We start from the raw sequence: 12,824 nt of genomic DNA, 5'->3' as shown, positions 1-12,824 counted from the left end.
GGATGCAGTTTTCAAGATTTACAGAAACCATACAACTAAAAAGCACTAAACATGTGGTGGGCGTTACTGTGATTCTCAAGATTTCCGACTGTACCGGAATAATCTATTTCACCGACCTGCAGCTTGAGGATGGTGATCAGTTAACAGGCTATACCGTCCACACGAGCAAAATGTTAACGAAAATGCAGGAAAACGGGCAGCCAGTTCCGCCCCGGCATTATAACGGTGTGGTGCGAACAGCGGAGACTGTAATTTTATTCAACCTTGGCAAAACTTCTGCTGGCCTTGACTGCTATATCTATCCTATACAGGATATGGCCGCAGGGAGTATTGAACTATCCCAAGGTGTAGGTGCGCATAAGGTAAAGTTTCTTGACCCGGTTAATGCAGGCGATGAGCTGGCGCTCAAGGCTTCCACCCGCCAATGCCTTAAAAACGGAAGCCCTACTCGTAAGGATGGATTTTATCAATACTCTGCGGCATGGGATAGCAAACATATGGTGAAGCTGGAAGAGAGAAAATCGGCGCGGGTGCTCTTTGAATTTCAGGAGATGCAGGAAGGCGGTGACCGGTTGTGAGGGATTTTTTAAAAGGTAAGCGGTGCATGGTGTGGAGTTTTATGGGAAATGCCCGAATGTATGAAGCACTTAGAGACTATGGTGACCGCTTTGATACGGTAGGCATTTTTACTTTTGAGGTTGACGCAACAGGCACAATTACTGAAACCGGTACCAGCATCAGCAGCATGCTTCCGTATATTCAGAAATGGCCTCATATTAAGTGGCTGCTCACTATTATGAATCATGGAATAGCCAATATTTTTACTGCACTTCGCAACAACCAAAACGGTGCAAAGGATAAGTTTCTCACTGAAATCATCCGAATCATGAACAAGTATCCATGGTGCGCTGGGGTAGATATTGACCTTGAGCGCGGTGGAGGTTATGAAAACAAGGATGCGGCGAATGCTTTATTTAGGGATATATACAATACTGTTAAGTCTTATGATGCAACAAAGTTTGTCAACATCTGCCTGCCGGGTATGACCGGCGTTCAAGGCTCGGTGGGCGGTGAAAACTGGTGTGTTTATGCCGATCTTAACGACTATTGCGATACCGCCGCCATCATGAGCTATGGCATGGCATGGGCGGGCTCTGCTCCCGGCCCGGTATCTCCTCGGGACTGGCTTGAGGGCATATATGATTATGCTGTTTCCGTTATGTCACCGGACAAGATATTCATGGGTCTGCCTGCCTATGGCTGGAACTGGAGGATCCATGATACCCCTGAAAACCTTGGAATAACTTATCGTGGAGTGTCCAACACCTACTATGCGGCTAAATACTGGATGACTGGGGTTTACAATTTCACAGGCGATGCACCGCCCCAGCCGTTTATTCCAATTGTGGCTTACTGGGATGACTATAACAAAGTACCTTGGGCTCTTCCTCATGTATATGATTATATGGAAGGATGGGATGCTGTATCCTGGGAATATCCGCTGCTAAAAGGGGTTTATAACAGGCGAAGATATTTGACAAGCTATGGCAAGGAGCAGAAAGCGGAGTTCGGAACCATTTATATTGACAGGAACGGAGTTCCGGATGAATACGAAGGAAATGTCATTATTACTGATGAGATGGCCTCGCTTGGAGATGACCAGGCGTCAGCAGAGTACCGTTTTGAGATAAGAGAAGCGGGATATTACGATATTGCAGTACAGCTTTGCTTTCCTTACTGGGACAAAAATGCGATTATCGTTTCCCTTGATGGTGAATCAAAGACTTTCAGCGAGAACCGTTTATGGTGGCCATACTGGAGAAGAGTTTGCTGGTTGACACTTGCAAAAGGTGTATTTCTCCAAGAGGGAACGCATGCTGTCAGCATAAGCGGTGGTGTGCCGGGAGTCCAGTTTTACGGTTTTAGGGTTTGCAGCGGATTTTCGGAGCATCCCTTTGTCGGTGAAGCCTGTTTTATGCTCTCACCCCGGCAGTTCAAGGATGTAAATGGTGTGATGGTCGAGCCGGATCGAGGTTTTAAACTGACCTTTGAAGTGTTGCGAAGAAAACCCGACTCGGCGCTTATTTGGTATGAAGATTTTCGGGACAGGAACATCCTGCCTGAAAACTACTGGACTGTGTTGGATGGCGAATGGGATGTTTGGCAGGACCCAGACAGCACAGAAAGCCGTCCATATTCCCAGCTTGAGGGATATGGCAAACTTGCATGGAAATACGACGGGTTCTCCGACATCCATATCCGGGCAAGGCTGGCCTTCCCTCAAAATAGCAGTGGACGGGCTGGGGTGTTCCTTGGAGATATTTTCTGCTGCTTAAATTATGATACGCAAAGAGTCGAGCTTTATCAAGGTAATTCCTTGCTTGGTAGCTATTCCACCAGTTTCTTAAAAACTGCAGATGCCGATCTTCGTGCTAATCCGAATATGTATACTATAGAGATGCGAAAACGCGGCAATAAGGTAAGAGTATATTCTGGTGCAGCTTCAACCCTGCGTTTCACAGTGAATGTAATCGGTGGTAATGGTTATGCAGGGTACTGCTCGGACAACCGGACGGTATGCGAGCTGCTGCGGCTGGGTGATGCGTGGGTATATGAACCATACGAGTGTTTTGATGTGGAACTTCCGGATGGAACTATAACCGGCTTTGGCAGGCTTGCTCGCACTGGTGTCACGTGGGATGATGAATTTCAGGTGTTTTCAGTAAATAGCGATGTGGAGGAATCAGTAACTCGCAGTGAGGACATTTCGATGGACTATGACTTTTTCCACTCACAACTTTTGACGCTTTCCTGCGGTAATGACTATGAAGTAAAAATTATACCAAAAGACATCAATATCTGGATATCCCGTCTCTTCCTCGGAGATGCAGATGGTTTTTCTATTCTGTATTATCAGGATGTGGATAGCCTTGTTTACTGGGCAAATGAAGCGGCTTATCGGTGGAAACTGCGAGGTATAGCCATCTGGTCGCTTGGACAGGAGGATATGCGGCTGTGGGAGGCGCTTCCGAAGCAAATGTAGGTTAAAAGTTTTATATATTCAGCGCTTTGCTTTAAGGCAGGGCGCTTTTTTATATGCAAAATTCAAGTTGAACGGAGGGTTAAGACAATGAAAACGGTATGGAACTGGGTACAGGCGGTTTTTACTGCTATTGGTGGATTTCTTGGCTGGTTTCTTGGAGGGCTGGATGGATTTTTATATGCGCTCATCGCTTTTGTGGCCATTGACTATGTGACCGGCGTGATGTGTGCCATTGTAGACAGAAAGCTTTCGAGTGAAGTCGGAGCCAAGGGCATCTTTAAGAAGGTACTTATTTTTGTACTTGTGGGTGTGGGACACATAATCGACAGCCAGGTGCTCGGCAACGGCGGGGCAATCCGGACAGCGGTGATTTTCTTTTACCTGAGTAACGAGGGAATTTCAATTCTTGAGAATGCAGCACATATAGGACTGCCCATTCCTGAAAAGCTGAAGAACGCATTGGAACAACTGCATGGCCACTCAAATGAGGAGGATAAAAAGAAATGAAGCTTTTTACTAAATACATGACGCGAAACGATTGCTATACAGCTGGTCGAAAAATCACGCCTAAAGGAATCATGGTACATTCGACGGCTGTGCCGGGTGTAATGGCGGCTGAGTGGTTTTCCCGTTGGAACAAATCTTACAAGGCCGGCGAAATAAATAGGCAGGTATGTGTTCACGCTTTTGTAGACGATAAAGAGGTTTGGCAATACCTGCCTTGGGATCATCGCGGGTGGCATGCGGGAGGAGCAGCCAACAATACCCATATTGGCTTTGAAATCTGTGAGCCTGCTGGGTTTTCGTATAAATCCGGGTCGGTAATGGTGGGTTATGATGCAGCAAAGCAGGAAGATTATTTCCGTAAAGCGTGGCAGAATGCTGTTGAACTCTGCGTTATGCTCTGCAAGAAGTACGGTCTTAATGAGAATGACATCATCTGCCACTCCGAAGGATATAAGCTCGGTATTGCCAGCAACCATGCTGATGTGATGCACTGGTTTCCCAAGCATGGGGAGAATATGGACACTTTCCGTAAAGCAGTAAAAAAAGCGCTGGAGAACAGTACAGATATCAATACTGATATTGGAATTGGAGATATGGTGGAGTTTAAGGTCAGTGTAAAGAATTACTACCCCGGCAGTGTGGAAGTTCCAACGTGGGTCAAAAATGACTATTACCACAGGGTCACACAGACTTTATACAAAGGCAAGCCGGTCATAAAAGGCGGCAAAGAATGTGTATTGCTTGGCAAAAAGGTTAAGAAATCCGGCGGTCAAGAAATCGCAGGCATAAACACTTGGGTAGCAAAAGAAAACCTTGTAATTGTAAACAGCATTCCTGATAACAAGGGCAATAGAACCTATACAGTGCAAAAAGGCGATACCTTATGGAGAATAGCGGAAAAAGAACTCGGTAGAGGAACAAGATATCCAGAGATTAAGAAACTCAATGGCCTGACTTCAGATACTATTTACCCCGGACAAGTTCTGAAATTACCGGAATAACGATAAAGGACAGCCAATCGCGGCTGTCCTAAGTTTTTATAGGAGGTGCTTGAATGATAGAGGCGGCTAATCATTTACCATATAACCCGCAGGAAACGAACTATACAAAGATAACACAGGAGGAATTTCAAAGAGAGGTTGATTACTGGCGGGCATACAAAATTCTGCAGAGGATGCTTAAGGCGGGACTGATTTCAGAAGAAGAATTCAACAAAATCGACAAGTTGAACCGCAAAACTTTCTCGCCGATGTATGCACAGCTTATGGCCTAATTAGCTTGCTATTAGCGGCACACAGAGGTAACATGTCACATGCCCAAAGGAGGTGAAAACAGTGAGAAAGGTAACAAGGATTGATGGAAACAATGCTCTCCAAGCTTTCAAGCCAAAGGTGAGGGTAGCGGCTTATTGCAGGGTTTCAACAGACAGTGATGAACAAATGGCAAGCCTGGAAGCGCAAAAGGACCATTATGAATCCTATATAAAAGCAAATCCTGATTGGGAATTTGCAGGGATTTATTATGATGAAGGCATTTCAGGCACAAAAAAGGAAAACCGAACTGGACTTTTAAGGCTGCTTGCAGATTGTGAAAACAAGAAAATTGACTTTATTATAACCAAGTCAGTCAGCAGATTTGCCAGAAATACAACCGACTGCATTGAGATGGTGCGAAAACTTACTGATCTCGGTGTTTTCATCTATTTCGAGAAAGAGAATATAAACACGCAGCGCATGGAAGGCGAATTGGTGCTGACAATTTTGAGCAGTCTTGCAGAAAACGAATCCTTATCCATTGCTGAAAATAGTAAGTGGTCTATCAGACGTAGGTTCCAAAACGGAACATACAAAATTTCGTATCCTCCCTATGGTTACGATTATGTGGATGGAAAGCTATTTATCAATAAAGAACAGGCTGAAATCGTAAAGCGGATTTTTTCCGAGGCTTTGGACGGTAAAGGCACACAGAAAATTGCAGATGGGTTAAATTTGGATAAAATCCCAACAAAGAGAGGTTCGCATTGGACAGCGACCACTATCCGCGGTATTCTTAGCAATGAAAAATATACCGGGGATGTCCTTCTGCAAAAGACCTATACAGATGAGAATTTTAAGCGGCATTATAATCGTGGGGAAAAAGATCAATACATGATAAAAGATCATCATGAAGCTATTATATCCCATGAGGAGTTTGAAGCCGCCCAAGAGATATTAAAGCAAAGAGGAAAAGAAAAAGGTGTAATTAAGGGAAGCAGCAAGTATCAAAAACGCTACCCTTTCTCTGGTAAAATCAAATGCGCAGAATGTGGCAGCAGTTTCAAGCGTCGAATTCATGGAAGCGGTGACCGTAAATATATTGCATGGTGCTGCACAAAGCACATAAAGGACGCATCAAGCTGTTCCATGAAGTTTGTCAGAGAGGATGCGATCCATCAGGCCTTCGTTGTTATGATCAATAAGCTTATTTTCGGTCATAAGTTCATTCTAAGGCCATTGTTGCAAAGCTTAAAGAAGACAAATTACTCAGATAACATAACAAAGATTCAGGAGATGGAAACAAAAATCAAAGAAAATACAGAGCGAGTTCAGATGATTATGGGACTTATGGCCAAAGGATACCTGGAACCCGCTCTTTTTAATACACAGAAAAATGAGCTGCTCAAAGAAGCAGCCATATTAAAAGAACAAAAAGAAGCCATAAAACGCGCAATCGATGGGAGCATGACTGCTCTTGTTGAGGTTGAGAAGCTTCTTAACTTTGCAACGAAAGCTGAAAAGCAGATTGATGCATTTGATAGCGATATATTTGAGGATTTTACCCGCGAAATCATTGTGTTTTCACAGGAGGAAATAGGTTTCAAAATGAAATGCGGGTTGAACTTAAGGGAAAGGTTGGTGAAATGATGAGCCATATACCTTTTGGATATAACATTCAAAACGGCAGGGCTGTCGTTAATGAAGAGGAAGCAGTTAAGATTGAAAAACTATTTGAGGCTTACCTTTCCGGGCTTTCTTTAACCGAAGCAGCCCAAAAAGCGGGCATTAAGCGCTACCACACATCTATTGCAAGAATGCTTTCAGATAAACGGTATGTTGAGGACAAATTCTATCATCAAATTATCAGCAAGGACACATTCGAAAAAGCACAACTGGAAAGAAGCAGGCGAGCTGAGGTGCTTGGCAGGATTTTTGAATATAAAGGAAATGAAAAGAAATGCCTGAATTTCAAGTTTCATGCTTCAATGCCAGATAATCTATACGATGATCCATTTCAGCAGGCAGAGTATGCTTATAGTCTTATTAAAAGCGAGGTGATTTTAGATGACAACCAGGAATGTTACGGTAATTCCTGCCCGTAAGCGAATCGGGAATAGTGCAAAGGCCGAGGAATTGCCTAAGCTTCGGGTAGCAGCTTACTGCCGTGTTTCTACGGACAGCGAGGAGCAGGCAACCAGTTATGAAGCACAGATTGAGCACTACACAAATTACATCAAAAGCAATCCCGAATGGGAGTTAGCCGGTATATTTGCAGATGAAGGTATTACTGGAACTAATACTAAAAAGCGTGAAGAGTTTAACCGGATGATAGAAGAATGCATGCAGGGCAAAATTGATATGATAATTACAAAATCTATCAGCCGGTTTGCAAGAAATACGCTGGACTGCCTAAAGTACATAAGGCAGCTTAAAGAAAAAAATATTCCGGTTTACTTTGAAAAGGAAAATATAAACACATTGGATTCCAAAGGAGAAATCCTGTTGACCATTATGGCATCTTTGGCACAGCAAGAAAGCCAATCGTTAAGCCAGAATGTAAAACTGGGTATTCAGTACCGATATCAGCAAGGAAAAATCCATATCAATCACAACCGGTTTCTTGGCTATACAAAGGATAAGGATGGCAATTTAGTTATCGTACCTGAAGAGGCTGAGATCGTCAAACGCATTTACAGAGAATATCTTGAAGGTTCCAGTATGCTACAGATAGCTAGGGGTTTGGAGGCTGACGGAATTCTGACGGGTGCAGGCAATCCCAGATGGCATACCAGTACCATCAATAAGATTTTGAGGAATGAAAAGTATATCGGTGATGCACTGCTGCAGAAAACCTATACGGTAGATTTTTTATCAAAGAAAAGGGTACCTAATAATGGTATAGTTCCACAATACTATGTAGAAAACAGCCATGAGCCTATAATCCCGCGTGAAATTTTTATGCAGGTTCAGGAACAGCTTGTCAAAAGAAGATGTGTGCATATAAGTAAGAATGGAAAGAAAAGAAACTATAGCAACAAGCATCCTTTATCACAGATGGTTTTCTGCGGCAACTGTCATGAAATATTCCGCAGGGTTCATTGGAATAACCGAGGAAAGAAATCAATCGTATGGAGATGCGTCAGCAGATTGGAAAACACCGGTTTATTTTGTACCGCTTCCACTATACTTGAAGATACGCTTAAAGAGAAAATTGTAGAAGCCATCAATGTAGCGGTCAGCGGAAAAAACTCTTTTTTGGCCATACTGAAGAAGAATATTGAAACCGTATTAAGCGTGGATTTGGATGAGACTACAGCAGACATTGATAAAAGGCTAGAAGAACTCCAAACCGAGTTGATCCAAAAAGCAAATTTAAAGGAAGAATACGATAATATTGTAAATGAAATTTATAGGTTGCGAGATTTAAGGCAAGAAACACTTTCAAGAAACGCTCTTCGCCAAGATAAGAGGGATCGGATTGCTGAGATGACGGACTTCCTTAACACGCAAACTGGTGATATTACGGAGTTCGATGATAAACTGGTCAGAAAACTGGTTGAAAAAGCAACGGTATATGATGACAGGATATTGGTTGAATTTAAGTCTGGGTTAGAAATAGAAGTGAATCTATAGGATTATAATAAGATTGCCGCCAGTTGAGGAGGAAACCTTCTTAACTGGTGGCGTTTTTATTTTTATACAAATGTATAAACAAATATATAGATAAATAAATATTTTTTATGTATAATTGTAATAGGGTGGTGAATTATGGATATTAGAATAGACAGCTTAATTCCCTTTGATTCATTGAAAACTAATATAGACCATGTGTTCTCTGTTGTTGATAAGAACGGAAAAGTTGTTCTGCTTAAAGATAATAAGCCAGCTTATATAGTCTTAAAATATGATGAAAACAATTTAACTGATACAGAAATTGGCATGAATGAAATGCCTTACTACACACTTCATGAAGCTATGAGAATTGTCTTATCAGAGGCAGAAAACAAAACGATGCATGCTGCTGAACTTGCCGATGAGATATATAGGCGTAGGCTGTATTTAAAAAAGGATGGCAGTAAGGCGGAATATACACAGATAAGGGCAAGGTGCGGGCATTACCCTGATATGTTTGAAGCATTGCCGGGTAACCTTATCAGATTAAAAGATAAAGTTTAGCGCTAAGCATGAGGAGAAGCTATGGAAAGGTGATAGTGTGAAAATAAAAAAGACCCGCGAAGGCCGCAACAAAGCAAGCCCTTAAGGAATACCTAGGACTGTGGATGAAACTGGAATTACACTATTAGTTTGTTATTGCCACTAGATCAGAAATATTCACAGTATACCCATTGGCTTGCAAAAATGCGATGGCCTGCTCAATACTTAGAGAATCCTGCTGATTACGCTTCTTAGATTTCGCATTGTCATCATACAGCAATGGATTGAATGGCTCATTTTTAGAGAGCATGTGATAGATGCAGGTTAAAATCATTCTTGCGGTAGCAATAATAGCACGTTTGTGACCACGACGTTTTTTAATCGTTTCATAGCGGTTTTTGAAAACAGTGCAGGACTTGTCCTTTACAGCGGCATTAGCACACTGGACAAGTAAAGGTTTAATGTAGACACCGGCGCGGCTAATACGGACACTTTTCTTCTTACCGGCACTTTCATTACTCTGGGGTGTAAGGCCAGCCCAGGAACAAAGATGCTTGTCCGAGGTGAAGACGGACATATCGGTTCCGATTTCTGAAAGAATAGCTGTAGCCGATGCCTGCTTAATACCAGGTAAAGTAGCGATGATGTCAATTTGTTCTTTGAAAGGTAAAGATAGCTCGAGTATTGTAGCTTCCAGTATTTCGATGCATTTTTCAACGCTGTTATAGTGCTCATAGCATACAGACAATTTTGCCGCTTGCTCCTTAGAGAATTTACCAGCAACGGCTTGTTCAATTTCATCCGATTTTTTCTTCAGACTTTTGTGGAGCATTGAAGAATAATCAAAGTCGATGATATCAGGATTCTCTATCATGTGCTTAATAATTGAGGAAGCAGACTTGCCGAAGGTGTCGGAAACAACATTGGCAAGCATGATGTTTGAAACTGTAAGCGAATTTTGCACCCGGTTTTTCTCACTGGAAGAGACGTTGGTAAGTTTAGACTTGTACCGAATTAAATCCCGCAACTCCCGTATAGGCTTAGATGGGATAAAGCTACCTTTTACCAATGCATGCTTGTGTAAGTCAGCAAGCCAAATTGAATCTCGCTTATCGGTTTTCTTACCTGGGATATTTTTAACGTATCTCGGGTTTGCAAGGGTAATAGTGCAGAAATCCTCGAGCACGTTAAAAACAGGAATCCAGTACTTTCCGGTGGATTCCATACAGACATCTTTGCACTTGTTTTCTACTAACCAGTTGTTGAGAGCGATTAGATCATTTTTGAAAGTATTAAAACGACGTGTTTGATAGGAAGTAACATTTTTATCATTGGTGGTGGCAATAGTGGCAATTACAAACTTTTTGTGGACATCAATTCCACAACAGATGGGATAGACAATCTTAAGCATCAACCTCACCCTTGTAAATATTTAGGGATGCAGGCATTGACTGTCCACTCAATATAAACAAGAGCTTTGTTTAAAACAAAGATTAGTGTTCGTGCTCGATGGCACACTTATTTGTACTTGAGAGAGCGAACGGCACATGTTAATATACGGACAACTCAAAGTTTGGTTGTCACACTCACCTCCCCGTGCTCTGTAGTATACCTGCATACCCACTTATATTTTACTACAGAGGGTGGCTTAAGTAAAAATTTTTCATTCTATTTTGTGCCTTGAGCACAGCGAAAGGAATGTGATGTTAATATGGCAGAACATTTGCTTGTAACAATAGGAAAAGCACGATTTAGTGATTCAGAAAGACATCTTATTCCTTTTGTTAATGACATAGAACATGATAAATTTCTTAACGATATTGAAAACACGCCACATGCTTTTGTTTTAGCCTGCTTGATGGATAGGCAGATTAAAGCGGAGCGGGCGTGGTCAATTCCCTTTAGAATAAAGGAGATTGTAGGAAGTTCTAATATTGATGATTTAGCTAGTATTTCGCTGGAAGAGTACAAGAATATTTTTAATAGGAATATATTGCATAGATTTAACGAGATAATGGCAGAAGTGTTTTATTCTGCAGTTCAGGATATTAAAGTAAAGTATAATGGGAATGCTTCGCGAATATGGAGCAACAACCCTTGTAGCGCAAAAGTGGTTTATGAATTCTTGCAGTTTAAAGGAAGCGGCAAAAAAATTGCCACAATGGCGGCTAATATTCTTGCCAGACAATTTAAAATCCCGTTTTCTGATTATTACTCAATTGACATATCACCAGATGTGCATATTCTAAGAGTAATGCGACGGACAGGTTTGGTTGACAATAACGCTGATTTAGATTCAATTATCTATAAGGCAAGAGAGTTAAATCCTGAGTTTCCTGGGATTATAGATTTTTCATGCTGGGAGATCGGGCGAACCTGGTGCAGGCCGAGTAATCCTAATTGCAACGAATGTATTATTAATAGTACTTACGCAAAAGTAACATAAACAAGTCATATCAGCACTTTGAAAACAGAATATAGCTTAAAAGGTTGTTGCATTGAGGTTTCCATATATTACAGCTATTCACCAGTTTTCGAATTATGCTATTCTTTTGGCAGGGGTTCCATGAGGTCTACCAAAAATTGCATTTCCGACATAACCGTTGCCAAGCACGGCATTCACGATATTATTACTGAACTGGTGAGAAAGTTCAATTTGGATAAGTTTTTGTTCCCTGAGAAGTATACACTGGTCTTCGTTGCAGCATGTATGGGTATAATCCTGTTTAATAATCCTACAGCAACATATATTGCGCAGAAGCTGTACTGGGTATCCCATGATGCCATAACAAGGCTGCTGCCGTTGCTTTCTATTAATAACACAAATATCATGATCCTGTTCATCCAGGCAATACAGTCACAAACGGCTGGTCTTGGATATTTGATCATCGATGATGTGATTATCAGGAAGCCTTTCGGCAAGAGCATTTTCCCGACATCTTATGTATACGATCACACAAATAATCGGTATGTCTGGGGAATGCACATTGTAGTCCTTCTATGGTCTAATGGTTGGATTAAAATCCCCGTGGCGTTTCGGATATGGAAACCGGAAGAAAAGTGTGAAGAATATCATACCAAGGTTGAACTAGCCATACGTATGATATCCTTCGCCCACAAATTTGGTTTGGCTGCCGAATACGTCACATTCGACACCTGGTATTCCTGTAAAGAGCTCCTGCAAAAGCTCTCAGAGTGCGGTTACCACTATGTCTGCATGATAAAGAATAACCGCAAAGTGCTGTACAACAACAGGGTTAACTTTAACGTTAAGACCATAAGCCTGCTGTTTAGCAAGAAACAGTACAGGTACTACCCCGGTACAGGCTTCTACATCAAGGCTTTATCGGTAATCTTACCTGGTGTGGGTAACACCATGATGGCAATAGTCAAAAACGGCTATAACGCATCTATCCAAAACACCAGATTTATCATTACTGACTTGCCCGGTGTAGCTGCTCAAGACATCCTCAAGAAATACCTTTGCCGTTGGGACATTGAAGTATTCTTCAGAGACATCAAGCAGTTTCTGAACTTTGAAAAAGTTCAAGTCCGGTCTATTAGAAAACTTGAGGGTCACTTCTCCTTGGTGTTCATAACTTCTGTATTCGTGCAGATTTTGCAGATACAGAATAATTTGAATACCATGGGTGAAACCATCAGCTTCCTGCAGGACATTGTCCAGGTTAAAGTCAACGGTATTGTGTACATTATTAATGTAACATCCAAAGACCGGACAGGTAAAGAGGTAAATACTGTCTCAAATCCTCTCGCAACAACCATTTGGGACAAATTAAGTGCGTGAAATCTTTATTTTTCAAGGATCATTTTGTTTTGCGTAAGTACTGTTATTAATTCTGAAT

General features: G+C 41.8%; 12 protein-coding genes. 11 read left to right on the top strand and 1 reads right to left on the bottom strand.

Annotated elements, in window-relative coordinates; translation table 11 throughout:
- The first annotated feature begins 2 nt into the window (after positions 1–2).
- The 9 genes from CDO33_RS13400 (at position 3) to CDO33_RS13360 (ending at position 8,982) form a co-directional block, all read left to right on the top strand.
- Positions 3–578, top strand: coding sequence for a hypothetical protein (locus tag CDO33_RS13400; protein ID WP_103082050.1), 576 nt, complete (start codon positions 3–5; stop codon positions 576–578).
- Positions 575–3,043 (top strand): glycosyl hydrolase family 18 protein, encoded by a 2,469-nt coding sequence (locus tag CDO33_RS13395; RefSeq protein WP_103082049.1) that lies wholly within the window; start codon positions 575–577, stop codon positions 3,041–3,043. Before CDO33_RS13400 ends, CDO33_RS13395 begins: the two co-directional genes overlap by 4 nt.
- Before the next feature lie 87 nt (positions 3,044–3,130).
- Positions 3,131–3,550, top strand: coding sequence for a phage holin family protein (locus tag CDO33_RS13390; RefSeq protein ID WP_103082048.1), 420 nt, complete (start codon positions 3,131–3,133; stop codon positions 3,548–3,550).
- Positions 3,547–4,551 (top strand): N-acetylmuramoyl-L-alanine amidase, encoded by a 1,005-nt coding sequence (locus tag CDO33_RS21485; protein WP_103082047.1) that lies wholly within the window; start codon positions 3,547–3,549, stop codon positions 4,549–4,551. The genes CDO33_RS13390 and CDO33_RS21485 overlap by 4 nt, the downstream gene beginning before the upstream one ends.
- 53 nt (positions 4,552–4,604) lie before the next feature.
- The gene (locus CDO33_RS13380; RefSeq protein ID WP_103082046.1) at positions 4,605–4,823 is read left to right on the top strand and encodes an SHOCT domain-containing protein; all 219 of its coding nucleotides are present in this window, start codon (positions 4,605–4,607) and stop codon (positions 4,821–4,823) included.
- Between the two features lie 61 nt (positions 4,824–4,884).
- On the top strand, positions 4,885–6,453 hold the full coding sequence (locus tag CDO33_RS13375) for a recombinase family protein (protein WP_103082045.1): 1,569 nt from the start codon (positions 4,885–4,887) through the stop codon (positions 6,451–6,453).
- Positions 6,417–6,908, top strand: coding sequence for a recombinase (locus CDO33_RS13370; RefSeq protein ID WP_103082044.1), 492 nt, complete (start codon positions 6,417–6,419; stop codon positions 6,906–6,908). Before CDO33_RS13375 ends, CDO33_RS13370 begins: the two co-directional genes overlap by 37 nt.
- Positions 6,871–8,439 carry a recombinase family protein gene (locus tag CDO33_RS13365; protein WP_103082043.1) on the top strand — a complete coding sequence of 523 codons (1,569 nt, stop codon included), beginning with the start codon at positions 6,871–6,873 and terminating at the stop codon, positions 8,437–8,439. Before CDO33_RS13370 ends, CDO33_RS13365 begins: the two co-directional genes overlap by 38 nt.
- A 135-nt stretch (positions 8,440–8,574) precedes the next feature.
- Entirely contained in the window at positions 8,575–8,982 is a 408-nt protein-coding gene (locus CDO33_RS13360) for a hypothetical protein (RefSeq protein ID WP_103082042.1), read from the top strand.
- A 124-nt stretch (positions 8,983–9,106) separates the two neighbouring features.
- On the opposite strand, the gene CDO33_RS13355 is transcribed toward CDO33_RS13360, so the two are convergent.
- On the bottom strand, positions 9,107–10,372 hold the full coding sequence (locus tag CDO33_RS13355; RefSeq protein ID WP_103102796.1) for an IS110 family RNA-guided transposase: 1,266 nt from the start codon (positions 10,370–10,372) through the stop codon (positions 9,107–9,109).
- Between the two features lie 300 nt (positions 10,373–10,672).
- On the opposite strand from CDO33_RS13355, the gene CDO33_RS13350 reads away from it, so the two are divergent.
- Both CDO33_RS13350 and CDO33_RS13345 read left to right on the top strand, forming a co-directional pair.
- On the top strand, positions 10,673–11,407 hold the full coding sequence (locus CDO33_RS13350; protein WP_103083350.1) for an iron-sulfur cluster loop: 735 nt from the start codon (positions 10,673–10,675) through the stop codon (positions 11,405–11,407).
- Positions 11,408–11,527: 120 nt separating this feature from the next.
- Positions 11,528–12,766 carry a transposase gene (locus tag CDO33_RS13345; protein WP_103083335.1) on the top strand — a complete coding sequence of 413 codons (1,239 nt, stop codon included), beginning with the start codon at positions 11,528–11,530 and terminating at the stop codon, positions 12,764–12,766.
- Positions 12,767–12,824: the final 58 nt, after the last annotated feature.

It is taken from the genome of Clostridium thermosuccinogenes (assembly GCF_002896855.1).
GTDB classification, from domain to species: domain Bacteria; phylum Bacillota; class Clostridia; order Acetivibrionales; family DSM-5807; genus Pseudoclostridium; species Pseudoclostridium thermosuccinogenes.
Note: the sequence above shows the minus strand (reverse complement) of the source record. Positions and strands in the feature narration are given on the sequence as shown.